This is a genomic window from Veillonella sp. 3891 (assembly GCF_003992315.1).
Lineage (GTDB): Bacteria > Bacillota > Negativicutes > Veillonellales > Veillonellaceae > F0422.
Genome location: NZ_RQVE01000006.1, coordinates 1 through 26,971 on the forward strand (window position 1 = coordinate 1; position 26,971 = coordinate 26,971).

At 39.0% G+C, this 26,971-nt stretch carries 19 protein-coding genes; 14 read left to right on the forward strand and 5 right to left on the reverse strand.

Going from position 1 to position 26,971, the window contains the following annotated elements:
• Nucleotides 1-142: 142 nt before the first annotated feature.
• The gene (locus tag EO118_RS04420) at nt 143-1,171 is read right to left on the reverse strand and encodes a ribonucleotide-diphosphate reductase subunit beta (protein ID WP_127068821.1); all 1,029 of its coding nucleotides are present in this window, start codon (nt 1,169-1,171) and stop codon (nt 143-145) included.
• Nucleotides 1,172-1,464: 293 nt separating this feature from the next.
• Here EO118_RS04420 and EO118_RS04425 point away from each other — a divergent pair, with 293 nt between their 5' ends.
• Nucleotides 1,465-1,665 (forward strand): hypothetical protein, encoded by a 201-nt coding sequence (locus tag EO118_RS04425; protein ID WP_127068822.1) that lies wholly within the window; start codon nt 1,465-1,467, stop codon nt 1,663-1,665.
• A gap of 43 nt (nt 1,666-1,708) precedes the next feature.
• Here the strand turns inward: EO118_RS04425 and EO118_RS04430 are convergent, their stop codons facing one another.
• Complete coding sequence (locus EO118_RS04430; RefSeq protein WP_127068823.1) at nt 1,709-2,932, reverse strand: ATP-binding protein; 1,224 nt, start codon at nt 2,930-2,932, stop codon at nt 1,709-1,711.
• 334 nt (nt 2,933-3,266) lie between these two features.
• On the opposite strand from EO118_RS04430, the gene EO118_RS04435 reads away from it, so the two are divergent.
• Nucleotides 3,267-4,124 (forward strand): KilA-N domain-containing protein, encoded by an 858-nt coding sequence (locus EO118_RS04435; RefSeq protein ID WP_127068824.1) that lies wholly within the window; start codon nt 3,267-3,269, stop codon nt 4,122-4,124.
• 161 nt (nt 4,125-4,285) lie between these two features.
• Here the strand turns inward: EO118_RS04435 and EO118_RS04440 are convergent, their stop codons facing one another.
• Nucleotides 4,286-6,568, reverse strand: a complete 2,283-nt coding sequence (locus tag EO118_RS04440; RefSeq protein WP_127068825.1) for a ribonucleoside-diphosphate reductase subunit alpha — start codon at nt 6,566-6,568, stop codon at nt 4,286-4,288.
• A 1,110-nt stretch (nt 6,569-7,678) separates the two neighbouring features.
• Here EO118_RS04440 and EO118_RS04445 point away from each other — a divergent pair.
• From EO118_RS04445 to EO118_RS04470, 6 genes are all read left to right on the forward strand, one after another.
• Nucleotides 7,679-9,397, forward strand: coding sequence for an FAD-binding protein (locus EO118_RS04445; protein ID WP_127068826.1), 1,719 nt, complete (start codon nt 7,679-7,681; stop codon nt 9,395-9,397).
• A gap of 1 nt (nt 9,398) precedes the next feature.
• Nucleotides 9,399-10,355 (forward strand): succinate dehydrogenase/fumarate reductase iron-sulfur subunit, encoded by a 957-nt coding sequence (locus tag EO118_RS04450; RefSeq protein WP_127068827.1) that lies wholly within the window; start codon nt 9,399-9,401, stop codon nt 10,353-10,355.
• The gene (locus EO118_RS04455; protein ID WP_127068828.1) at nt 10,355-11,227 is read left to right on the forward strand and encodes a CoB--CoM heterodisulfide reductase iron-sulfur subunit B family protein; all 873 of its coding nucleotides are present in this window, start codon (nt 10,355-10,357) and stop codon (nt 11,225-11,227) included. The genes EO118_RS04450 and EO118_RS04455 overlap by 1 nt, the downstream gene beginning before the upstream one ends.
• A 343-nt stretch (nt 11,228-11,570) precedes the next feature.
• A complete protein-coding gene (locus EO118_RS04460) occupies nt 11,571-12,833 on the forward strand; it encodes a DNA repair protein (protein ID WP_127068829.1) in 1,263 nt (420 codons plus the stop codon).
• Complete coding sequence (locus EO118_RS04465) at nt 12,823-13,155, forward strand: hypothetical protein (protein WP_240626873.1); 333 nt, start codon at nt 12,823-12,825, stop codon at nt 13,153-13,155. Before EO118_RS04460 ends, EO118_RS04465 begins: the two co-directional genes overlap by 11 nt.
• A 96-nt stretch (nt 13,156-13,251) precedes the next feature.
• Nucleotides 13,252-14,721: a glycosyl hydrolase family 28-related protein gene (locus EO118_RS04470; RefSeq protein ID WP_164723808.1), complete on the forward strand. Its 1,470-nt coding sequence runs from the start codon at nt 13,252-13,254 to the stop codon at nt 14,719-14,721.
• A gap of 42 nt (nt 14,722-14,763) precedes the next feature.
• Here the strand turns inward: EO118_RS04470 and EO118_RS04475 are convergent, their stop codons facing one another.
• A complete protein-coding gene (locus tag EO118_RS04475; protein ID WP_127068831.1) occupies nt 14,764-15,702 on the reverse strand; it encodes a diacylglycerol kinase family protein in 939 nt (312 codons plus the stop codon).
• Nucleotides 15,703-15,871: 169 nt separating this feature from the next.
• Between EO118_RS04475 and EO118_RS04480 the strand changes: the two genes are divergently transcribed.
• The 6 genes from EO118_RS04480 to EO118_RS04505 all read left to right on the forward strand — a co-directional run bounded on the left by EO118_RS04480 (nt 15,872) and on the right by EO118_RS04505 (nt 25,179).
• Nucleotides 15,872-16,567, forward strand: coding sequence for a GntR family transcriptional regulator (locus tag EO118_RS04480; RefSeq protein WP_127068832.1), 696 nt, complete (start codon nt 15,872-15,874; stop codon nt 16,565-16,567).
• A 604-nt stretch (nt 16,568-17,171) separates the two neighbouring features.
• The gene (locus EO118_RS04485; protein ID WP_127068833.1) at nt 17,172-18,923 is read left to right on the forward strand and encodes a 2-oxoacid:acceptor oxidoreductase subunit alpha; all 1,752 of its coding nucleotides are present in this window, start codon (nt 17,172-17,174) and stop codon (nt 18,921-18,923) included.
• The gene (locus EO118_RS04490) at nt 18,923-19,795 is read left to right on the forward strand and encodes a 2-oxoacid:ferredoxin oxidoreductase subunit beta (protein ID WP_127068834.1); all 873 of its coding nucleotides are present in this window, start codon (nt 18,923-18,925) and stop codon (nt 19,793-19,795) included. Before EO118_RS04485 ends, EO118_RS04490 begins: the two co-directional genes overlap by 1 nt.
• 457 nt (nt 19,796-20,252) lie before the next feature.
• Nucleotides 20,253-21,596: an MFS transporter gene (locus EO118_RS04495; RefSeq protein ID WP_164723809.1), complete on the forward strand. Its 1,344-nt coding sequence runs from the start codon at nt 20,253-20,255 to the stop codon at nt 21,594-21,596.
• Nucleotides 21,597-21,736: 140 nt separating this feature from the next.
• The gene (gene purB / locus EO118_RS04500) at nt 21,737-23,032 is read left to right on the forward strand and encodes an adenylosuccinate lyase (protein WP_127068836.1); all 1,296 of its coding nucleotides are present in this window, start codon (nt 21,737-21,739) and stop codon (nt 23,030-23,032) included.
• 632 nt (nt 23,033-23,664) lie between these two features.
• Nucleotides 23,665-25,179, forward strand: coding sequence for an ABC transporter substrate-binding protein (locus tag EO118_RS04505; protein WP_127068837.1), 1,515 nt, complete (start codon nt 23,665-23,667; stop codon nt 25,177-25,179).
• A 195-nt stretch (nt 25,180-25,374) separates the two neighbouring features.
• On the opposite strand, the gene EO118_RS04510 is transcribed toward EO118_RS04505, so the two are convergent.
• Nucleotides 25,375-26,892, reverse strand: coding sequence for an ABC transporter substrate-binding protein (locus EO118_RS04510; RefSeq protein WP_127068838.1), 1,518 nt, complete (start codon nt 26,890-26,892; stop codon nt 25,375-25,377).
• Between the last annotated feature and the right edge of the window lie 79 nt (nt 26,893-26,971).

Consider the following 26,971-nt stretch of genomic DNA (forward strand, 5'->3'; position numbering starts at 1 on the left):
TTAGATGTCTTTGCAAACACTATTTTATCAGAAAGCTATGAATCTTTTTTAGTTGCACTTAGATCATAAATTCAAGATAAAAAAGCTACACAGTAGAATGTATCTACGTGTAGCTTTTATGTATATAACCTTATAGGCATTCTTATTCCAAATCGTCGAAATCGAATGCCGCAGCTTTTGTATAGTTTGTAACTTTCGCCTCAAAGAAGTCAGTTTTTGTGCTGTTCAAGTTGGAGAAACTTTCAATCCAAGCCATAGGGTTTTCCTTGATGTCTGGATATAACGGTTGCAAGCCGATGGAATCAGCACGTTGGTTCGCTAAGTATTTGATGTAGCGTTCGATCAATGTGTTGTTGATGCCAAGGATTTTGTCGTCAGTGATGTATTGCCCCCAAGCAATTTCATTTTCAGTACCTTCACGAAGCATTTGTGTTAACTCAGCTTCTAGTTCAGCAGTGAATAGTTCAGGACGTTCGATGCGAAGCTCACGGATAATGTTTTGGAACAATACTAAGTGAGTCACTTCGTCACGATTGATGTATTTAAAGATTGTGGAAGTTGCGGTCATTTTACCTTGGCGAGCCAATGTGTAGAAGAAACTAAATCCAGAGTAGAAATAGATGCCTTCTAAAATATAGTTAGCCATGATCGTGCGGATTAAATTGTGCTCCGATGGCTCATCACTAAAGCGTTGGTAAATGTCAGCGATGAAGCGGTTACGAGCCAATAAATGCTCATCCGTACGCCACTCATCATAAATGCGGTCACGAGTAATTGGATTCGTTACGGTATCCAAAATGTAAGAATAGGATTGGGCGTGAATTTCTTCTTGGAAGGCTTGGATGTTCAATAAAGAAGCTACCTCAGAAGCCGTAATATAGCGGCTCAAGTTTGGTAAGTTTTCACTTTGAATGGAGTCCAAGAAGTTTAAGAAAGAAATAATCTTGTCAAAAGCACGGCGCTCGCTGTCCGTTAAATAGGGGAATTGCTTAATATCTTCGTTCAAAGAAATTTCTTCAGGAATCCAGAAATTGTTCAGCATCGTACGATACAATGTATTCGCCCAATCGTACTTAATACGATTCCATTCCCGTAAATTCGTCGTATTACCGCCCACCATACTTTGCGTGCCGCGGTCACCATGTTCATTAAAAATCAGTTTCTTTTCCATGAAAGTTGATCCTACCTTATCTATAATCACAATATATTTATAAATTATTATGAAAGCCTGGATATGATGCATGCTTTCATAGGTATATAGTTATAAACTACCTCTTATTATACTAAAAATGCATACTAAAAAGATAGGGGGAGAGATGATTAATAGGTAGAGTGTTGTGAGTTTTGATGCAGCAGTGTATAATGATATTAGACAAGAGTTAAAAACAATGGTGTATTAGTATTTAGTAGCGGTATTAGAAAAATAAAGCCATTAATGAAATGAAAAAGGATAGGTATATAAGTATGGGGAATATAGGTCATGTGTCTAAAAATACACATGCGGTACCAAAAGAAAATAAACCGGATACATTAGTATTCTTAGCTAGTTTATCGAAGGAAGAATTAGATAAGGAATTGCAAAAAGGAATAGATTCTTTAAAGAATGAACGCTCCTATACTAAAGAGGAAGTAGATGCATTTTTTAGAGAGAAATACGGTATATAAAAAGCACGGGAGTACCAGTCCTGTGCTTTTTATGTGCTCTACGCTAGAATACATTTCCTGTCACTGCATTTTCCAACAAAAAATCAACTACATGTTTGTGAACAATTCCATCCTGGCTAAAGTCAATGGTATCCATGGAGAGAACAAATTTGGGGTAATTATCTTGTACATGTGCATAAACGCCAAATTCACGTTGTCGTGTGGCTTCTGTTTCCATGAGATAGGACACTTGATAGTATATTCGTTCCTTATCTTTAGTGGCGATAAAGTCGATTTCCATATCTTTTACTTTCCCAATTTCTACGGTATATCCTCTAGAGATCAGCTCAATATATACGATATTTTCCAGGGCTCTTTCAATATCTTTCGTATTAGAATACCCTTTAGCAGCCCGAAATCCATGATCCGTAAGGTAATATTTTTCATCAATTTTAAGATTCTTTTTACCGACCGTATCGAATCTAGACACCTTTTTCAGGATGAAAGCTTGCTGACAATAGTCTAAATAATTAAGGATCGTATCAATGGAAACATCCCGATGTTCGCTCTTTAAATACTTTTTAATACTAGTTGCAGAAACGGGAGACCCTATATTTTGTATGGTAAACGATAGGATGCGATTAAAAATATCTACATCTCGAATTTTATTGTGCGTTAACACATCTTTGATTAAAACCGTATGATACACATCATTTAGATATTTATAACTACTGTTTTCTTCTAGGTTAAAGTATTTTAAGGTAGGCATGCCACCTAATTGAATAAACTTAGTGAATAGGTCGTCCTTACTTAGATGTTTTTCCTGAAATACTTCTATAAACTCATCAAATGTAAATGGCTGTATTTCAAACTCTACATATCTGCCAGCAAGGAGCGTAGCAAGTTCGCCAGAGATTAAGGTAGAGTTGGAGCCAGTAATATAGATATCGCAATCTTTATCAACTCGAAGCCCATTAATCACTCGTTCCCAATTTTGTACTAATTGAACTTCATCAAAAAAGTAATATATCTTTCCTTCTAGGTTCTGGGTCTTTTGAAGGAGGTACTTGGCTAATGTGCTTGCTTCTGTGATATCCATAAACTCTAATGATTCAAAGTTGATATAAATTTTTCGTTCATCAGGTATTTCCTGCAAGATAGTATCTTTAATGATTGTTAATAACGTAGACTTTCCAACACGGCGCATGCCTGTCAGAATCTTGATCACTGGCTTATCAATGAATGGTTCTATTTGTGTTAAATACTTAGGACGTTTAATATATTCCATAGCAAACACCTCACTTTCATTGATTCTATTATACTCGAAATATATGTGTATTCCAATGATAATTTCGAATATAATCGAAATCATTAGAATTTATATATATAATTTCTAGTATAATGGAAATTATTAGTAGATATTAGTGTTGGTTCGATTATAATCGAAAACTATAGAAATATCATGATGTAAAACCTATAGAATATAAACATATCACAAACGTTTGTGCTATAATAAAGGCATAGAAGAGTCGTCAATGTGAGGGTGAGTTATTATTTCCTACTATGGGAGGAACGGATACTATGGCAAAATACGAACAGATCATCATAAAGGAGGGATGTATATGCCTAAGTTGAAAAAGGATACAATTGAAGCAAAAGGACTTTCTATTCAAGTTTATACGGAGGACTTTAAAAATGATTATATAAGCCTTACGGATATTGCAAAGTATAGAAATAGTGATGACCCTCGTTTTGTTATTCAAAATTGGATGAGGAATAGAAATACATTAGAATTTATAGGGCTATGGGAAACTCTTAATAATAGAAATTTTAACCGTGTGCAATTCGACACGTTTAGAAATGAAGCTGGTCTTAATAGATTTACTATGACACCACAAAAATGGATTGCATCTACAAATGCCGTTGGAATTATAGCTAAATCTGGAAGGTATGGTGGAACTTATGCACAATATGATATTGCCATGGAATTTGCTTCTTGGATATCTCCAGAGTTTAAATTATATATCATTCAAGATTATAAACGATTGAAAGCAGATGAAAATTCTAGCTTATCACTTAGTTGGAATTTGAATCGTGAAATCTCAAAGATTAACTATAAAATTCATACAGATGCAATTAAAGAATATCTACTAAATGATTTTACCAATGAACAGTTATCTTATAAATATGCTAGTGAAGCTGATATGCTCAATGTTGCATTATTTAATAGGAGAGCAAAACAGTGGCGTGATGAAAACCCAACACTGAAAGGCAATATGCGGGATTATGCAAGTCTTAATGAACTCTTGGTACTTGCCAATATGGAGAGCTACAATGCGATGTTAATCAGTAAAGGAATAGAGCAAAAGGAACGTATGATAGAACTTAGAGCATTAGCTAGATTGCAACTCGCATCACTAGAAAAGCTAAATTCCAAAAATCTTGTAACCGTAAATGAATCAGCTGAAAAGAATATATAATAATGTACTAGGTGAAAAAAACTACATCTTTGGATCATAATTTTTATTATAAAGTAAATACAAAAAGAGCACTACATGCTCCGGAACAAACCTACCGTAGGATCAGTTTGTGGAGGAGCGTGTGGTGCTCTTTCCCTATTCAAATATAAATCCGCCAAAGATTAGGAGGAACAACTAGTGCATTCATCCATTTCTAAGGATTGGTTACGGATATAGTAAATTGTCTTAATGCCTTGTTTATAGGCTTCCACATATAAATCTAGAATTTCTTTTGCTTTCATTTGTGGCGTAATATACAAGTTGAAAGACTGCGCTTGGTCGATATGGCGTTGGCGGATACCGCACGCTTTAATAGACCATTGTTGATCGATAGTATGTGCTTCTTTGTAGAACCACATTGTTTCATTGCTCAAATCAGGCGCTGTTTTCGGAGTGAAGCTACCTTTTTTCTCTTCGATGAAGAATTTTTTGAATATTGGGTCAATGCCAGCTGTGGTATTAGCAATATTGGATGTGCTGCCTGTCGGTGCGATAGCCATTAAGTAACCGTTACGGATACCATATTTGGCTACGTCAGCTTTCAGTTGTTGCCATCTTTCAGAGGTATAACCACGGCGTTCAAAATATTCTCCAGTTTCCCATTGAGACCCTTTGAAAGCAGGATACGCTCCTTTTTCTTTTGCTAATTCCATGGATGCCTTGATGGCAGCATAGGCAATATTTTCAAACAATGTATCAGCGATTTCCAAGTGTGCATCACTTTCCCATTGCACTTTATGTTTCACCAAATAGTGGTGGTAACCGCTAGTGCCAAGACCGATAGCGCGATATTTTTCACTAGTCACACGAGTTTCAGGTACAGGGAATTGGTTGATGGTGATAACATTATCCAACATACGAACTTGTAAAGCGATGTTTTCTTCCAATTCTTCGTCAGAGGTTTGACCTAGGTTGATGGAGTTCAAATTACACGTTACCATGTCCCCAGCTTTTGTACGAGTCACGATGGAACCATCATCTTGGATAATTTCTTCGTCTAAATCAGTGAACCCAACGTTTTGCGCGATTTCATGGCACAAGTTGGACGCATAAATCATACCTGCATGTTTGTTAGGGTTTGCACGGTTTGTCGTATCCCGGAAGAAGATAAACGGTGTACCTGTTTCTACGGCAGAACGCATGATTTTTTTCATCATATCCAAGGCACTTACTTCGATACCGTGTAAATCTGGACTAGCTTCACAAGCTAAATATTTTTCTGTGAAAGCCTTATTCGTATCGTCATCGTAATAATCTTCTAACTGAAAGCCCATCACACGAGATACTTCATGTGGATCAAATAAGGTGAAATGTTCACGATTGATAACACGTTCCATGAAAATATCTGGCACAGATAGAGCAGGGAAGATATCGTGAGCTTTACGGCGATCGTCACCATTGTTGGTACGAAGTTCAACAAATTCGTAGAAGTCTTTATGCCATACATCAAGTGTTACCGTAGCGCCACCTTTGCGTTTCCCCAATTGGTCTACCGCAACGGCTGTATCGTTGTATAAACGAATCCAAGGGATAACGCCGCCAGAGGAGTTTTTATAGCCACGAATGTCGGAGTTCAAAGCACGTACTTTACCAAGATAAATACCAAGAGCGCCACCATGTTTAGATACACGGGAGAACTTCGCATTTACATCGTAAATGGACCATAGATTATCTTCCACACCAGAGATAAAGCAAGAGCTTAGTTGATGGAATGGTGTACCTGCATTGGCCAGTGTTGGAGTAGCAGTGGTCATTTTTAACTCGCTCATCAAGTCATAGAATTTTTTTGCGTAGTAGACCTTTTTGTCGCCTTCAATGACAGCTAAATGCATAGCGATAGCCATGAAACGTTCTTGAGGGAGTTCAAAAATTTCTTTGTTGAACCCTTTCACTAAATAGCGGTCTGCTAATAATTTAATACCTTCATAGTTAAATAAGTAGTCACGTTTCGGTTTGATATAGTCGCCAAGTTCTTCTAATTCAGCTTCTGTATATTGTGTTAAGAAGAAGTCTGCATAGCGACCAGCATCTACCAATGTTTTCACCAGATCAGTGAAATTGCCATAGCCGAAGGCTTTGTATTTACGATTGATAGCGGCTTCTTTGTACAAATCGAATAAATATAGACGAGCTGCCACGAACTGCCAGTCTTGGTTCATGCGGTTTACCATGTTGCCGAAACCATCGTCTACCTTTTGGATGACTTTCTCGATGGCAGTTTGCACAAGGGTTTGTTGAATTTGTTTTGTAGTCATACCATCTACGAACTGTAATTTACAATCCATTTCTAGCTCGATAGGATCACAAGAATCTAGGCCTAAACAAGCAAAGGCAACCATTTTCTTCGTTTTTTCTACCGACAATGGCTCATAATGGCCATCCCGTTTCTTGATCATAATGCTCATGAGTGTCTCCTTTTTCTGACAATGTAATATTTGCATTCTTTGTAAAGAGTATGCACATATATTGAATATATGTGAAAGCATATCCGGCTAATATATGTATTAGGCATTGACCATAAAAGGACTCCCATTTACAACGTGTAAATGAGAGTGCATAGATATGTTTTCACACAGACTCAATATCAATATATTGTATAGAGATGGAGCACTTTGGCACAACATCTTCTAAAATTATACTATAGGAGTCGTTTTTTCACAACGCTTTCAGCATGTCAAAAATGCATACCATAATGAGGAAAAGATACTTTACAAAAGAGTGGTGTTAGAAATGCGTTGATTTGAAAGCTGTGGAGAGAAATGATTGACTTAAGGCTTGTAGAAACTGAATTAGGGGAATGAGTATAACATAGGTAATAACGGGTTATGTTATACAAGCGGACAGCCTGTGAGAAAGAAGATAAAACTCTAATAGTAAAATAGAACAGATAATACTATAGACGATGGAAAATTCCGTCTTTTTTGTGTTTTGAGCATCTTCCATTCGATACTTTCAGAAAAACAAAATGGAAAAAAATAGATATGACTTGTATGTGATGTGTGATAAAAATCAATATATTGTATTATAAATTTAAGTCATATTATTAATGCTAAAAAAGTATAAATGAATGTGAAAAAAATTAATGAGAAAAAATATCATATAGAAAAAAGAAAACCTTTTAAAAGCATTTTACTAATGCGTTTTGGAAGTAAAATTTAATAATGACAAAAATTTATAAAACCTAAAAAATTGTGTAATAATAAGATAATTGAGGGAAAAGATAAAAGTACACTGTATAAGTATAAATTGCATGGAAATTAGCTCGAAATAATAGTATTGTTATATACTTATATAAAGCCTATGAAAAACGTTATCAAAACCGCTTAATCCCTTGTAAAAAAGGGGTTTTTAAGGGGGTGGTGTGACAATTGTAACACTTTGAAATAGCGTATATAATAAGGCTATAGATTGATGCATATGTCAGTCATATATGCAGTTAAACATAGTTCCTTATTTCAGAACAGTATGTAAGAGGTATAGTTCAAAATAAGACAAGTGTTTTTGAGGAGGTACGTATGGAACAATATGATGTTCTCGTAGTAGGTAGTGGTGGAGCAGGCCAACGAGCTGCTTTAGAAGCTGCACGACGCGATGGTTTGCGTGTAGCATTGATCACAAAAATTTTCCCAACACGTTCTGCCACAGCAATGGCACAAGGTGGTGTTAATGCGGCGTTAAATAACGTAGCAAAAGAAGACTCCACAGAAGTTCATACATTTGATACAGTAAAAGGTTCTGACTATCTTGGCGACCAAGATGCTATCGAATTCTTCTGTCAACGTTGCCCAGAAGGCGTATTAGAAATGGATTTCATGGGAACTCCTTTCTCTCGTACAGACGAAGGTAAAATCGCACAACGTAACTTTGGTGGACAATCCTATCCACGTACATGCTACAGTGCGGATAAAACTGGTCACGTGATTCTTCATACAACATATGAACAATGTCTTAAAGAAGGCGTGCATTTCTTACAGGAATGGTACCTATTAGATATCGTTGTAAAAGACGGTAAAGCTGGTGGTGCTATCATCTGGAATATGAAAAAAGGTAAAGTAGAAATTATCAAAGCTAAATCCATCGTATTATCCACTGGTGGTGCTGGCCGTGTATTCTGGACTCGTACAACTAACCCATTCCTTTCCACTGGTGACGGCATGGCAGTAGCTTTCCGTGCTGGTGTAGGCTTGAAAGATATGGAAATGATTCAATTCCATCCAACTGGTCTTGGTAAAACTGGTATCTTGATGTCCGAAGCTGTTCGTGGTGAAGGCGGATACTTGTTAAATGTTGAGGGCGAACGTTTCATGAAAAAATACGCTCCTAACAAAATGGAATTAGCGTCTCGTGACGTTGTTGCAAAAGCAATCGAAGATGAAATCGCAGCAGGTCGTGGTTTCAACGGAACTGGTCTTGATGCTTATGTAGTAGCAGACCTTCGTCACTTAGGACCAGAAGTTATTATCGAAAAACTACATGGTATCCGTGACTTGGCTCTTTGCTTTGAACATTGCGATCCATTAACTGATCCAGTGCCAATTCGTCCTACTTGCCATTACATCATGGGCGGTATCGACGTAGTAGATTACAAAACTTGTGCAACAGAAATCCCTGGTATCTTCGCATCTGGTGAAGCATCTTGTATCTCTATCCATGGTGCTAACCGTTTAGGCGGTAACTCCTTGGCAGACGGCGTTGTATTCGGTAAAGTATCCGGTGCAGGCGCTGCTGACTATGCACAAGCTAGCACATTCGCAGATTGCGATGCTGAATTACAAGCAAAAGCTGAAGAATGGGAAGCTAAATTCGTTGAAGTTACATCCCGTACTTCTGGTCGTCCAGTAGCTGAAATTCGTGATGAATTGGCAGTAGCTATGTGGAATAAAGTAGGTATCTTCCGTAACGAAGCAGGTATCACAGAAGCTCTTGAAGTCATCGAACGTTTAACTAAAGAGTATGAAACTTGCTACGTAGGTGATTCCAACCGTACTTACAACATGGCATTCGTTAACTACGTAGAAATCAAATCTATGTTAACAGTTGCGAAAGCTATTGCATTAGGTGCGTTAAACCGTAAAGAATCCCGTGGTGCTCACGTTCGTGAAGAATTCCCTAAACGTGATGATTCCCAATATTTAAAACATACAATTTGGAAACTTGGCGCAAATGGTGAATACGAAATGTCCGAACGCGATGTAGTGTTCACTAAATACGAACCACAAGAAAGGAAGTACTAAGATGAGACAAATTACTTATCATATCCACCGCTTTAACGAAGGCCGCGCGTATGTACAGTCTTATACTTTCGATTATGAAGCAGACCGTACTATCCTTTGGGGCTTACAAAAAATTAAAGATACATTAGATCCAACATTAACTTTCGTAGCAGCTTGCCGTTCCGCAGTATGTGGCGCTTGCTCCGTGAAAGTTAACGGTCAAGCAATGCTTGGTTGTGAAGCTAAAATCGACGAAATTACAGAACGTTTCGGTTCTGACGAAATCACAGTAGCACCAATCGGTAACTTTGATGTCATCCGTGACTTAGTAGTTGACTGGGAAGCAAAAGTTAGCCGCTTGAAAGAAGTAGCTCCTTGGATCTTCGTAAAACCAGAATTCACTACTAAAACTGGTACTCGTCAAACAGCTGCAGACTTCAAAAAATTCGTTATGAATACAGAATGTATCCTTTGTGGATGCTGTGCTTCCGAATGTAACAAATTGTCTGCTAACCGTGAAGATTTCTTGGATCCATATGTATATACAAAAGCTAACCGCTTTGTAATGGATTCCCGTGATGTGTCTCCAATGGCGCATACTACACCAGCTTTCAATCATGGCTTGTGGAAATGTGTACATTGCATGAACTGTATCACTCGTTGTCCTAAACATTTGAAGCCAGAAAAAGATATTTCCAACCTTCGCCGTGTAGCGACAGAAGCTGGCTTGTCCAACAAAGGTACTCGTCATGCTATCGCGTTCAAACAAGACTTGTTAAGAACTGGTCGCCTAAACGAAGTAACAATGAGCTTGAAAACAGACGGATTATTGGATTCCGCAAAACAAGCTCTATATGCTCTTCGTTTATGGAAACATGGCAAAATCAATCCATTCGAATTGGTAGTTTCTCATAAACCAGTGAATGGTATTGAAGGTGTTCATACAATCGGTCGTGCAGTAGAGGAGGCTGGAAAATAATGAAATACGGATTTTTCCCAGGTTGCGTATTAGAAGGCGCATCTAAAGAAGACTACTTAGCAACCGTTGCAGTAGCGAAAAAATTAGGTATCGAAATCCAAGAATTAGACGGATGGACTTGCTGTGGCGCGTCCCACGTTCAAGATATCGATCCATTATTGACTCTTTCCACTAACGCTCGTAACATCGCGTTGGCTGAAAAAGAAGGTCTAGATATTCTTACAGTTTGTAACACTTGTACATTAATGCTTCGTGAAGCTAAAAAAGAGCTTGATGAGCATGAAGTAACTCGTCAAAAAGTAAACAACATTCTTGGCGAAGCAGGTATGAACTATAAAGGTACTAGCGAAGTAACACATTTCTTGTGGGTGCTTATCCGCGAATATGGTTTAGATAATTTGAAAGCAAAAGTGACTCGTCCATTGACAGGTCTTAAGGTTGCTGAATATTATGGTTGCCATATCCTTCGTCCAGAAGAAGAAATGGGCTTCGAAGATATGCAAATCCCAACAAGCTTGGCAGATTTAATTACAGCATTAGGTGCGACTCCAATCGATTTCTCCCGTAAATTAGATTGCTGTGGTTTCCATGCAGTATACCCTGCACATGATTCTGTAATGAAAATGACTGGTTCTATCAATGCAGATGCGCAAAAAGAAGGTGCTGATTGTGTCGTAACACCATGCCCACTTTGCCAAATGCAATTGGATATGTTCCAAAAAGAAGCAAAAGCAACTGTTCCAATGAATGGTGATATGCCTATCATCCACATGAGCCAATTAATTGGTCTTGCATTGGGTTGCACTCCAGCAGAAATGGGTATGACAGATCGTCACTTGGCAAGCACTGCTTCCTTGAACCGTTTCTTATAATCAGAAATACAATCATATCACACAAACTTACAACAGGTTGTCCTTTGGGGCAACCTGTTTTTTCATCTATTCTTGGGGTATAGGCCCAAATGAGTTGGTTTTAATAGTGATGAGCTTAGTTACATGCTTGGTTTTTTGAATGTTAAAGTTGCTTTAGTAAGTGTCGAGGATGATAAAGAGAGGGGGGCTTGATAATAAACCAAGTCAAAAGCGGATATTATTCTATAGTCATCTTTTAAAAATAATATATAACTACTATAGTATGATAGGTTTAATAAAGCGAACATATATATTGAAAATATAGAACAAATATGCTATTATACTCCTATAGAGGAGGGATAGTATGGCAGTGTATATGTGCTTAGATTTGAAGAGTTTTTATGCGTCTGTGGAATGTGCAGATTTAGGGGTAGATCCTTTCACTACGCCATTAGTTGTAGCAGATGCATCACGTGGGCTAGGGGCGATTACACTGGCTATTTCTCCGGCACTCAAGGGATTAGGTGTCAAGAATCGATGTCGTTTGTTTGAGATTCCCTCCAACATTGAGTATATGGCAGTGAAACCTAGAATGCGACGATATATGGATGTATCTGCCTCTATTTATGGTGTCTTACTGGACTATGTGGCACCAGAAGATATTCATGTGTATTCCATTGATGAATATTTTATCGATGTAACGCCATATAGCCGATTGTATAAGAAAACATGGCGTGAATTGGCGTTGCTATTCAAACAGAAGGTACTGGAACAAACTCATATTCATGCCACGGTCGGTTTAGGAAGCAATTTGTTTCTGGCTAAGGTGGCTCTCGATGTGTTAGCAAAGCATGCACCGCAGGGTATTGGCGTTCTTAATGAGGAACTATTTAAAGAAAAGATATGGCATCATCGACCCATCACTGATATTTGGCAAATCGGAAAGGGAATAGCAAGCCGCTTACATAAGTATGGTGTAGTAGATCTACATGGTATCACGACTGTGCCAGAGGATAGGTGGTATAAAGAATTTGGTGTGAATGCAGAGTTACTTATTGATCATGCTTGGGGGCGTGAGACGTGCACGATGAAAGAAATTCATGCCTACCGACCGGTAAAACATTCGTTGTCGAGGAGGCAAATTCTACTGCGGAATTATTCCTATGAGGAGTGTTTTGTGCCCCTTCGGGAAATGGTAGAATCTTTAGTATTGGAACTGATTGCAGAAGAAGCACTGACGAAATATATCTCCTTAGGTGTGCGGTATGCAGATCGAACGGTAAAAGGTACTGGTGGATCAAGGCGATTATCGAAGTATACGTGCTCTTTAGATGTGCTTTCACAGGCGGTGCTAACATTGTACAAAGACACTGCCCACTCTCATCAAGCGATTCGGCAGTTATCGGTAGGATTTGATGATTTAGTAAACCGTGAGGCCGTACCTTGGGAAGAAGATTTATTTTCCATGTCTCAGGATAGGGAAGAAAAGGCGTACCAAGTGGAACGGACTGTATTGACTATAAAGGAAAAGTTCGGCGGTAACTCCATACTCCGTGCTAGCAGTTTGCAAGAAGAGGGGACTATGCAGTTTCGTAACACCTTGGTGGGAGGACATAATGCAACATAAACGACCGAAAATGACATTGTTACAGCGGGCTAAACAATTTATGCCCTTTGCGGCATTAAAGGGGTTTCAAGAGTTGTTGGATGAAACAGCACGATATAAAGAGTGTCGTAAAGAGCTTTCAGAGGAGCAATTGGAAGTGTTAGACCAACAGTGTAAGGGGCTGGTGATAGGAAATTTAGTCAGTGTGGTGTATCACAATGGACGAGCCTATGATACGGTGCAAGGACGATTACAGCAGATTGATACAGTGTATCGAACGATGACTGTAGGAGACGTGCTTGTTCCTATGTCTCATATTATGCGAGTTACCACTATCGGCTGAGTATTGACCATTTTTGTAAATCATGTAGAATGGTACATATAAGTCATGTGCTAGATAGATGAGCTATGGCGAATACATGAGAACAGGATGGACATAATGAAGCAGAAACGATATAGAGCGTATGGATGGTGGGTCGTAGGATTGAGTTTACTCTTAGCTTTGCTAGGGGTAGGCTGGAATATGTATGTGAAATATACAACGCCAGTAACGAAATATACGGTAGAAGCAGGCGACTTTGAATTGCAAATACCTAAATTAGATGTTACTAGCACGACGATTTCCTTAGCTTGGCATCCAGTGGAAGATGATCGATTGGCGGGGTATGATATTTACGTTAATCAAGAAAAAGTGAAAAAAATTCGCCCTAATACAAAGGGGGGAACTATGATTCCTAGGGTAGAGTTGAATGGATTGGATCCTGATACAGTCTATGTGGTGCAAGTAAAAGCGGTGGATGAAGCGGGTTCTGCCGTATCTGATTCTTCCAAGGTGCCTGTCAAAACATTGCCTCGAGAACCACGGTTAGAGGCGACAGCCTATGGCGCTGTAGGGGATGGAGTGACAGATAATACGGTAGCTTTGCAAAAAGCGATACGTGATACCCCTGCAGGAGGCATCTTACATCTCAGTAAAGGTGTATACCGCACAGGAACACTATTCTTACATAGCTATATGACCTTGGAACTAGACAAGGATGCCGTGTTGATGGCGGTCAATGATAGCGCGGCCTTTGTGAAACCGAATTATGTGGTAACAGGAGGTACGCCGTATTTAGGGCTTTTACAATTAGAAGGCGATGAACAAGGTCCTATTGAAAGTGTTGTCATTCGTGGTGGTACTATTGATGGATATGGATGGAAAGAAGATCTTTTACAAGAGGAAAGTGGAACTGAAACGGATGCAGTGACACAAGCTGCGCTTGATACTACTGGTTTGTTAAGTAAGTCAGAAGTAGAAGCGGCTATGCATCGAGGGGCTAGTTATGAAAAAGGGAGTTCCACACGGTCTTCGTTAGTGGTCATTCATCATGGTAAAGATGTTTCTCTGAAACATACAGTGTTAAGAAATGCACCGGCGCATATGGTAGAGGCTACACAAGTTGACCAATTGAGTATCCAAGATGTGCGTATGGAAGGTATGCACAGTGGGGATGGATTGCATTGGGATGGTGTAGGGCTATTGATGCATAATCTTGTGATGGAACGTATGCAACAAGGGATTGTAGTGTTAGCAGGACATCCTGTAGGATCCAGTGTAACGGAACGGTGGAATGCGTATAATTTACAGATTCGCCATAGCCAGGTAGGTATCATCTTTAGCAATACAGGGAACACTTGGATTCAGCATGTGTATTTACAAGGATTGACGATAGAAGATGTACTACTAGCGATGCGTGTTCGTGAGACCACAACTATAGGTGGTGGTATTCGAGATATTGTAGTGCGAGAAGCGCAATTGCGGGATATGGTACAACAAATTGATATAGGCAACAAACGGAATAGTCCTGTGGAATGGATTCGTAGTTCGGTAACGTTTCAAAAACAACAGAAAACAGAGGAGAGTTGATGGTTCAACTCTCCTCTGTTGCTTGTTCAAAAACTATTGGATTTATTTTTGTAATGGATTGTGGAATAATCCATTGGTCTTTTTAGGGCGTTTGCTAGGCACGTAAACTTGTAAAAACTTAGGCAATACTTCCAAGTCTACTGGCGCATCAGGGCCGATATCGCCATCCATGTTGGTGGAAGCCTCCATGGTGTCGCATACCTCGATGCGTGCTTGTTTGACTTTCAGTATGGTTACATATTTTGAATTATAAATAGAACCGCTTAGAATGAGTGGCAAGATAAAGAATAGATTCATGATGAAGTATTCTTTAAAAATGATAATGCGCATGTACCCATCATCGACGGAAGCGGTAGGCATGAAATGCTCAAAGCTAGATACTACATTGGTTAACAAGGCGATAACCAATGGGGACATAAATTCTTGGATTCCTTCTTCGGTAGTAATGCGGAACTTATAATCTTTGGTCGTAAATAAAGCTTGTCCACCTTTGGCAAAGTAGGCTAGAGGTCCTAATAATTGTTTTTCTTTTGGAGTGACGGAGGCAACGACTTCGGGAATGACTCCGATAGCAATGTTGTTGCAGAAGAACGCATCATTACAACGGCCTACATCGACATGGCGGATGGTGCTATGTTTTAAACCGTGAATAGCCTCTAAAGGTTGTAAAGGGATGCCCAAAGCGCGGCTCATATCGTTGACCGTGCCAAGAGGGATAAAACCAAATTTGGCACGACAGCCAGCTTTGACAATGCCGTTAACGGTTTCGTTGATGGTACCATCACCGCCCATACAAAAGATGGCATCAAATCCCTCGTCGGAGGCTTCGATGGCAAAGCGGGTAGCATCGCCGGCTTGTCGGGTGAATTTTACTTCTAAGCGATCAAAGAGTGCGCTTAGTTGCCATTGCAGTTCCATTACGTATCGGCGAGCCCGACCACCGCCTGATACCGGGTTTATAATAATTAGACAACGACTCATGGTTGATTCCTATTCTATACACAGATACATTTAGTTATTACTATTATATCACAGGGACATTAGATTTCATTGATTTTTAGGAGCTATTTCACGTATAATGAAAGAAATATGTTACGTATGCCAAGACTAGGTACAAGTATAGAACAGTAACATCCTGGAGGGGGATTCGATGGATAAGACAGAAGAGTATCGTTTGCATAGTATTGACTCAATTGGGCGATTACCGTTGAGTGAACAAGTATATATGTCATTAAAGCAAGCTATTTTGACGGGTTCTTTGAAACCAAAAATGAAGTTAAGTGAAGTGCGTATTGCAGAGCAATTGAATGTGAGCGCTACTCCGGTGCGTGAAGCATTTCGTAAACTGGCGAAAGATAATCTTGTGGTCATTAAACCTTGGAAAGGTGTTACCGTAAAAGGGTACTCTCCAGAGGAGATTGTAGCTATGTACCAATGTCGTGAAGTGATGGAAGGCTTAGGGGCTAGACTTTGCGCAGAGCGCTGTACAGAGGAGCAACTAGTAGAACTACAAGAGGTGTGCGATGCGGGTATCCATACGGAAAATCCTGAAGAACGGGTTGCCATTAATAGCCGCTTTCATACATTGATTGCAGAATTTTCTGGTAATGATCGTGTGGCGGATTATTTAGCGGATTTTAGGGAAATGGTGAATCGTGATATGTACATTAGTACGTCAGATAAAACGAGGACGATTTCTTGTGATTTAGAACATCAGCAAATTATGGAAGCCATTCATGACCGCAACGGCGAATTGGCAGAAGAGCGGATGCGAGGCCATGTGCGCAATGCCTTTGTATTTAAAAAGGCTCATGCAGAGTTATTGGCGAAGCAGAAAGAAAAGTAATATTTTGGCGGTGAAAGTATTCATAGGTTGTAATACTAATAGTTTCTAACGTTATATATAAAAAATATATAAAAAGGCTAGGAATTTCTAAAATCATGTGTTTACTTTTACACAATCATTTGCTATAATAACTCAAGCAAAGGGTTCACACTACCTTTGCTGGATAAAGATCTCTCTCTTTATCTACCTAACTTACAATAGGGAAGGGTTCATCTTATACCTTCCCAGGTAAAAGACCCTACTTTTACCGAAGGGGCGCCCCCCATTGCCCCAACAAAACATTTGAAGCTATTTCAAATGTTCTCTCTCTTTTTTCTCAAATACAAAGACCTCGGCTTTATTCTCTTGGCCGAGGTTTTTGTATTTTTTAGCTTATAGGGCATGCCTATATATACCATGCCTGTCATAACGTTAGGAAATAGATGGATAAAGAGTCTGTGAAAGTGGTAATATTGCTTTATAAATATAGGGAATATGATTGATGAAACGTTGTAAAAATGCTATTATTAGAGGTGAACTTTGAGAGATTGATGTGTATCGAAAACACTGAATAAATACAGTCTTTCTGTGGTCCTATATTACAATCCTAAGGAGGGTGAATCTCTTGCAAAAACGTAAAGATTTTATCTGGAAAATGGGCGGTCAGCAAGGTGAAGGTATTGAAAGTTGTGGCGAAATTTTAGCTACTATTCTTGCCAAAGAAGGTTATTCCTTGTACAGCCAACGTTTGTTTGCATCTCGTATCAAAGGTGGTCACACAACATTTGCATTACGTATCGCATTAGAACAAATTATGACAGTCGGTGAGCATATCGACTTCTTGGTAGCACTTGACCAAGAAACTGTAGATATGCACGGTAAAGAAGTGCGTGAAGGTGGCTTTATCATTTGCGATAGCAAAGTAAATCCTAACTTTGAAGCTTTCACAGGCACTGGCGTAACATGCTTAGCATTACCAATTTCTGAAACAGCATTACAACAAGGCTCCTTGTTGATGCGTAATATTGTGGCACTAGGTATGTCCGTTGCGCTATTGGGCTTTGAAACAGAATTGTTCTTAACAGCGATCAAAGCTCGCTTTGCGAAAAAATCTGAAGATATTATTAACAAAAACTTACAAGCATTCCAATTGGGTTATCAATTGGTAAAAGACCAATTGGGTGATGTAGAAGTAGATACATTGGATAAACCAACACCAAAAGATCAAATGTTCTTGCTTGGTAATGAGGCGTTAGCATTGGGTGCGATTGCAGCAGGTTCCCGTTTTATGGCATCCTATCCAATTACGCCAGCTTCTGAAGTTATGGAATACATGATTAAGAAAATGGATAAAGTTGGATCTACTGTGGTACAAACAGAAGATGAGATTGCTGCATGTATGATGGCTATGGGTGGCGTATACGCTGGTGTTCGTGGCTTTACATGTACATCTGGCCCTGGCTTGAGCTTGATGGCTGAGTCTTTATCTATGGCATCTATGGCTGAATTGCCAATGCTGATCATTGATGTACAACGTTCTGGCCCATCCACAGGTATGGCTACAAAAGTGGAAACATCCGATATTGATGCAGCTTGCTACAATGCACATGGGGACTATTCCAATATCGTCATTGCTCCAACAAGTATTGAAGAATGTTTCTATGAAATTCAACATGCTTTCAACTTGGCGGAACAATACCAATGTCCAGTTATTTTCATGCCTGATTTACAACAAGGCTTGAATAAACAATCTGTACCAACATTCGATTTGAACCGTGTTGGTATTGAACGTGGTAATTTGATGAAAGAAGAAGAGTTACCAGCATTGGAAAATCCTAAATACTTCAAACGTTTTGAATTGACTGAAAGCGGTATTTCCCCTCGTACGATTCCAGGTATGAAAAACGGTCTATTCTTGTCTACTGGTCTAGAGCATAACGAAGAAGGTAAACCAGCAGAAGCACCTTCTATGCACGTGGCACAAACAGACAAACGTTTCCGCAAATTATCTACAGTAGCGGATGTATATGAACCATTCTTGAACAATGCAAAACATGAGGAAGCAGATGTTCTTGTGATCGGTATTAACTCTAGCCGTGGTGCTATCGAAGAAGCAGTGGTAGAATTAGAGGCAGAAGGCCACAAAGTGAACCATTTACAACTTCGTTTGATTAAACCGTTCCCGAAAGAACAATTGCTACCATTCTATAACAGTGCTAAAAAAGTTGTGATTTGTGAGCAAAATGCGACAGGTCAATTAACTAACTTATTCCGCATCAATATGCCGAATAAAGAAAAACTTTCTAGTTGCTTAAAATATGATGGCAATCCATTTACAACATCTTATGTAAAAGCGGCAATTAAGGAGGTTTTATAATGGCAACAGCAAATGAATATAGAAATGATATCCGCCCTAACTGGTGCCCAGGTTGTGGTCATTATGGGGTACAAGCAGCCATCGCTGATGCAGTAGCTGCTCTTGATATTGCGCCTGAAAAGTTGGCTGTTATCTCTGGTATCGGTTGTTCTAGCCGTATCGGTGGTTACTTCTATGCCTATGGTGCGCATACTACACATGGTCGTGCACTTCCGTATGCACAAGGTGTGAAATTAGCGAATGAAGATATGAACGTTGTGGTTTGCGGTGGTGACGGTGATGCCTTTGCGATCGGTATGGGCCATACGATTCATGCTTTCAAACGTAACGTAAATATTACCTATGTGGTTATGGATAACCATGTCTATGGTTTAACCAAAGGTCAAACATCTCCACGTTCTGACGTGGGATTTGTGACAAAAACGTCTCCACATGGTTCTTTTGAAAGTCCATTGCCAATCTGTGAAACAGCCATCGCTTCTGGTGCAACATTCGTGGCACAAAGTTACATGGTAAATCGTGTGCAATTAGTGGATTTAATTAAACAAGGTATGCAACATGAAGGATTCTCTTTCATCAACGTATTCAGCCCTTGTGTAACGTATAATAAACAAAATGGCTATGATTACTTCAAAGATAATTTGGTGAATTTGCCAGAAGGTTATGATCCAACAAACCGTGCACAAGCATTTGCTACATTAGGTGAAACAAATGGTCTTGTAACAGGTTTGATTTATCAAGATACAACAAAACCATCTTTTGAACAAGCGTTATATGCTGCTAACGGTGGCCCACATGCTCGTGCATTAGTACATGATGTGGTGAAACCAGATGCAGAGATGTTTGCATCTCTTTGCGACGAGTTCAAATAGAAACAATATATCTCGGTTGAGTATATAGGTGGAATAAAAATCCGCATTACTTCTAAAAACTGCCCTGCGCGAAAGTTTTTAGTAAGCACTACGGCTTTTCTTGACGGATGATTTTGTGGAGCGATGTGTTTTTTAGGATGATTGCATAGTTTGTTTGGCATGCTTGTTTTATAGTTTGTGAAATTTTGCTATACTGTAGATGTTACCTCCCCGATACTGGTGACAGGAAGGGAGTGTTTTGATGGAGTTAGCGCTCAACCTTATTGTTTCTATCATGGCAGGTATTGTTAGCCACTATATCTGTAAATGGCTAGATAGAAAGTTTAGAGGTAATTAGCCTAGAGGTAGCTCTCTAAAAAAGCAGAAACCCCACAGTAGCAGCTATGGGGGTATTACTTTCAAAATCTCATTTGTATTGTTATAATGAGAGTGTATTGAAATGAGGAGTGATATTTGCATGAAAGCTGTTTTATATACGATGATGATAGCGGCGTTTCTCAATCCGTTTGCATCGAGTTCTCTTACGATGTCCTTTCCGGATATGATGCAAGAGTTTAGGGGTACTACCAATGATATGGCGTGGGTGGTGGAATCTTTTTTGCTGTGTTGTACGGTAGCTGTGATTCCGGCTGGTAAGTTAGCGGATATCTATGGGAAACGCAAGCTGTTTTATATAGGTAGTATTGTATTTACGATAATATCGGGGCTTATGTGCTTTGTTGGATCTGTAGAGATGTTGACGGTGTATCGAGCCTTGCAAGGAATTGCTTTGGGGATTGTATATACTACGTCCATGTCTATTTTAACCTTATCTGTACCAGTGGAACGACGAGGATATGCGTTCGGTATGATTGGCGGAATGGTATATTTAGGATTATCCTTGGGACCTGCCTTAGGTGGTTTCCTAAATTACTATTATGGTTGGCGCAGTATTTTTGTGTTTACTACCTTACTAGGTGTTGTGGCAAATGTGATGGCCTTTCGGTCGTTGCATAAAGAATGGGTGCACACCCCGGATAGTACTATTTCTATGAAAAGTTTACTTTTATATGCCTTGGGTATCAGCGCAGTGATGGTTGGTATTACCGAATGGGTTCGCTTTTGGTGGAGTGTCTATGCTTTTGTAGCAGGACTGGTGGCATTAAGCGTGTTAGGATATGTAGAATGGCATAGTAAGGATCCGCTCATTCCAGTTAAGATATTTGTGTCGAATCTAGGGTTTACTATGTCTAGTGTAGCTGCCATGATGAATTTTAGCGCCACTTTTGGCGTAGGATTTGTATTGTCCTTGTTTTTACAAATGATAATGGGCTTTGATTCTCGTATGACTGGATTGATCTTGTGCATACAAACTGGAATTATGGTATTTTTAGCGCCACGTATGGGGGCTTTATCTGATCGATACAATCCATTTCAATTTGCTAGATGGGGGATGGTGCTCATCGGCTTAGGATTGCTTAGCATGGCCTATGGTACTTTCACTGAAAGTATGGCAATTATCATGATAAGCTTAGCCATCGTAGGTATCGGAGTGAGTTGCTTTGCGCCACCGAACAATAATCTAATTATGAGTTCTGTACCGAAAACATATATTGGATTTGCCTCTTCTACGATTTCTACAGTAAGACTATTGGGACAAACCTTGAGTATGGCTTTGATTGGAATTATCCTAGCCTACACCATAGAAGGAAGAACAGCATTAGAAATGATGGAATATAACAGCACTGTTGCGCTAGTTGTATTTGGCGTGATTTGCTTGGTAGGAGCTATCCCGGCGGGTGTGCGTACTATGAGGAACTGAACTGTTAACTAATAGCTGACAGTTGCCCCTGATTTTTGTATAATGATAAGGTAATATAAATACCCTAAGAGGTATGACTTTCATAATGTATAGTAAACATAGTTCCATAAGGAAAATGGATTAGATAAAGGAGTTAAGGAATGATTAATCGCTACACTCGTGAAGAGATGGGACATATTTGGAGCGAACGCAATGAGTTCGATACGATGTTATTAGTTGAAATTTTGGCATCTGAAGCGCAGGCAGAATTGGGTATTATCCCGAAGGAAGCGGCGGTAGCGATTCGTGAGAAAGGTGACTTTCAAGTAGAACGGATTCGTGAAATTGAACGGGAAACAAATCATGACATCATTTCCTTCGTCACTGCTGTGGGTGAATATGTAGGCCCTGAGTTTGCGAAATACATTCATCTTGGCCTAACGTCCACAGATGTAAAAGATACAGCATTAGGATACATGATGAAACAAGCCTGTGATTTATTGTTAAAAGGTTTGCGTAATTTCCGTGATGTTTTGGCTCGCCGTGCGGTAGAGTTTAAATATACGCCGATGATTGGTCGTACTCACGGTATTCATGGAGAGCCGATTACATTTGGTATCAAATTGGTGAATTGGATGTCCGAGATTGATCGTGACATTGCTCGTTTAGAACAAGCTCGTCAGTCCGTAGCGGTAGGTAAATTATCTGGTGCTGTGGGCACGTACTCTAATATCGATCCATTTGTGGAACAATATGTATGTGAAAAATTGGGCTTGGAACCTGTGAAAGTAGCCACACAAGTGGTATCTCGTGACCGTCATGCTGAATTGTTGTCCATGATTGCTGTTATCGGTGGCACCTTGGATCGCATCGCTTTGGAAATTCGTCACTTGCAACGTACAGAAGTGCGTGAAGCGGAAGAATATTTCAGCCCGAAACAAAAAGGCTCCTCTGCGATGCCTCACAAACGTAATCCAATTACTTGTGAAAGAATCTGCGGCTTAGCGCGTGTATTGCGTGGTCATGCACAAGCGGCATTTGAAGACCAAGCCTTATGGCACGAGCGCGATATCTCTCATAGCTCTGTAGAACGTGTGATTTTACCAGATGCAACAATTACATTGGATTACATGATTCATCTAGCTACACGTACAATAGATAAATTGTTAGTATACCCTGAAAATATGATGAAAAACTTGAACTTAACAGGTGGTCTTGTATTTAGCCAAACGATTTTAACGCATTTGGTGGATAAAGGGGCTGTTCGTGATGAAGCCTATCGTTGGGTGCAACGTCATGCTATGGCTCGTTGGTTGGAAGGTAAAGACTTCGCTACAGGATTAAAATCTGATCCAGAGATTGCAAAATACCTAAGCGCAGAAGAAATTGATGCTTGCTTTGATCCAACACCATTGTTACGTCATGTAGATACCATTATGGCTCGCTTTGGATTATAATCTGCGATACCTTGTATTTTAAGCGTGGATGGTATATAATTAGGTTAGTGAATAAGGAATGATAACTCAAGCATGTTGTCAAACAAAAAAAGGACGGTTGCAGCCGTCCTTTTTCTTTCTATTTTCTATTTTTATAGATATCGATCAAAATGTATGCTACTACATGTATTACGATACCTTGTAAAATAGGGGGAAGAAAGGCTCCCAAATTTAAGGTATGATATACCTCAAGCATGTCATCACCTCCTTTCTTATTAAAGAGGCACTTAAAGTATAGCATACTTTTAAGATAAACGTAATGAGGATATTTATCAAAAATAAAAATCCGTGCTAAAAGCGCGGATTTTTTTTGTACTTTACATAACATCACAAATACATGTTAATACGATATAAAGGAATAAAACCGATAAATTGTTTTAAAAAAATACCTGTAAACATATATAAATGAACACTCTATCATTTATACTAAAGGAATAGTTATGCATTAATTTCATAGTTGGTATATTTACAAATAGAGGTCTCACCCTATATACTAGAAGACAGAGTATATAGAAAGGTGGATTTTTATCACCGTTGTGTTATCACATTAGTGATGCCTTACAAGATGGTAAGCATGTGTAAAAGGAGGAATTATGAAACGTTGGTTAGTACTAGCAATGACCTTAGTTGTTGCCCTAGGCTTATTGGCTGGATGCGGTTCAGACACTAGTAAAAGTGGCAAGCATGCAGGCTTAGGTTTATTCTGGTTTGGGGAAACTTTGGATCCAACGCACGAATGGGATGCATGGACATTGACTCGTATTGGTGCCGGTGAAACATTGGCGACAGTAGATAAAGATATGACATTCCAACCACAATTGGCAGACTCTTGGGAAAATGTTGACCCAATGACTTGGAAATTCCATATTCGTGAAAATGTAAAATTTCATAATGGCGTTGTGATGACTCCAGATATGGTGAAAGCATCTATCGAAAGAACTATTGCTAACAGCAAACGATCTAAAGATGCCATCAAAATTGAAAGTATCACTGTGGATGGTCAAAACCTAATCTTCAAAACAACAGAGCCCAATGCGCATTTATTGGCAGACTTAACAGAACCTGCTTTCGTGATCGTAGATGTAGCGGACACAAAAGATATGGAAAATGCCCCAATCTTAACAGGTCCTTATAAAATTATGAAACATACGAAGCAAGAAGAAATTCAACTAGAACAACATAAAGAATATTGGGGTGGCACACCTGGTTTAGATACGTTAACTGTTAAAAATATCGAAGACCACAGCAAACGTGCTATGGCATTACAATCTAAAGAGGTAGATATTATCCAAAAAGTAGACGGTGCTAACCGTAGCTTATTTGAAAATAAAGACTACAACTTGTTAGAAGTAGCTGGTGTTCGTACGCATATGCTACAAATCAACATGAAAGAAGGTTCTCCATTAGCAAACACTATGGTTCGTGCAGCAATCTCTTATATGATTGATTATGAAGGATTAGCAAAAGCCTTGGGTAATGGTGCGATTCCTGGTGGCGCTACATTCCCTCCAACGGCTAACTTAGGCTTTGATAGCTTGCCAAACAAACAGCATCAAGATTTAGCAAAAGCAGATGAATTGTTAAAACAAGCTGGTTACACAAAAGAAGGCGACGTATATACAAAAGATGGTAAACCATTGCAATTAACAATGGGTGTATGGGGCAAAGATACTGTATCCTATGAAAAAATCCAATCTGACTTAAAAGCTGCTGGCGTACAAGTAGAGTTAAAACGTGTACAAAGCGCTGATGATGTCTTAGGCGGTGCTACAGATAATTTAACTATGGGTGAAAATAACTGGTCTACCTTAACTAGTAATGACCCATTCCGTTTCTTATCTGCTTTATTTGCAACAGGTACGAAAGCCAATCGTGGTGATTACTCCAACCCTCGTGTAGATGCATTGTTGGACAAAATGACAAATACTTTTGATGCAGAAGAACGTCGCAACATTACAAAAGAAATCCAAAATATCTTGATTCAAGACAATGCGGCTTATTTCTTGTACTACCCAGTATCCTCTGTGGTAACAAGCAAACGCGTTCACAATGCACAAGCATTCCCAATTGATTATTACTTAATGACGAAGGATGTTACTGTTGACTAAATAGGAAAGCAAATAGTATTTATGATGTCCTAGTCGATGAGAAAAGTAAAACTATAAAAAAAGAAACATAAGTGAGGCTACTTTGCTATATCTGAAAACAGTTGTATCATGCATCTCACTTATGTTTCTTTTTATTTTATTATAGTTACATCTTTATACAGTTCTTATAGGAAAGAGACTGAATAGAGCATACCCTTATTCTACAGTAGTGTCTTTTGTAATCACATAATAGTCAATAGGGAATACTTTCACATTTTTAACTCGTTTTGTTGTTACAACATTGGCGCTTGGATAGTACAAGAAATAACCAGCGTTATCTTCTAACAACACATTTTGAATATCCTTGACAATCGCTGTGCGTTCTTCTTCGTTAAATGTGTTTGTCATTTTATTAATTAACTCATCAACCTTCGGATTCGAATACTCGCCACGATTGGATTTGGCACCACTTTTGAAAGCTACGCTAAGGAACCAATATGGATCATTTGTGGACATTGTTACCCAGTTTGTTTCTCCCATATCAAAACCATTAGGAGCTAAAGTTAGTAATTCATCAGGACCTTGTACACGTTTTAATTCGACTTCAACACCAGCTTGTTTTAAATCATCTTGAAGTTTTTCGTAAACGCTACTATCTTTACCCCAAAGAGCTAACACTAAGTGTAATGGTTTGCCATCTTTCATATAGGTAGCACCTTGTTTTGTGTAACCAGCTTGTTTTAGTAACGCGTCTGCTTTAGCTAAATCTTTGTGCTGTTTATTTTTTAATTCGTCGAAGCCTAAGTTAGCTGTTGGAGGGAATGGGGCACCTCCAGGAACGGCACCATTACCGATTACTTTTGCTAATGCATCATAATCAATCATATTTGCGATAGCCGCACGTATTGTTGGATTTGATAATACATTGCCTTCACGAACATTCAGCTGTAGCATATATGTACGAACCCCTGCGGATTCAATGATTTTATATTCATCCTTTTCAAATAAACTTCGATTAGCACTATCTACCTTTTGGATCATATCTACATCTTTAGACTGTAGAGCCATAGCACGTTTATTATTATCTTCTAGATTTTTAACTGTTAAAGAATCTAAAGCAGGTGTTCCACCCCAGTATTCTTTGAACTGCTCTAACTGAATTTCTTCTTTTTTTGTATGTTTCACAATTTTATAAGGACCAGTCAAAATTGGTGTATTATCCATATCTTTTGTATCCTGTACATCGACAATTACAAAAGCAGGCTCAGTTAAACTAGCTAGTAAATCAACATTTGGCTCTGTTGTTTTAATAATTAGATTTTGACCATCCACTGTAATAGAGTCTATCTTTACAGCTTCTTTGGAACGCTTGCTATCGGCGATTGTACGTTCAATAGATGCTTTCACCGCCGCAGGTGTCATCACAACGCCATTATGGAACTTTACATTTTCTCGGATATGGAATTTCCATGTTAAAGGATCCACTACTTCCCAGGAATCGGCTAACTGAGGTTCGAACTTCATATCTGAACTTACCGTCGCCAATGTTTCGCCGGCACCGATTCGTGTCAATGTCCAAGCATCCCATTCATGTGTAGGATTCAATGTTTCACCAAACCAATATAATCCTAGATTCAAATGCTTGCCACTTTTATTTGATTCATCAGAACCACAGCCAGCAATTAATCCGATAGCAACGAACAGCGTCATTGCTAGTGCAACCCATTTTTTCATATATCCTCCTTATAAAAAAACTAAAAGAATAACTATAGTATACTGTATCTTCCATTAAAAGACAATGATTCTCATAAAA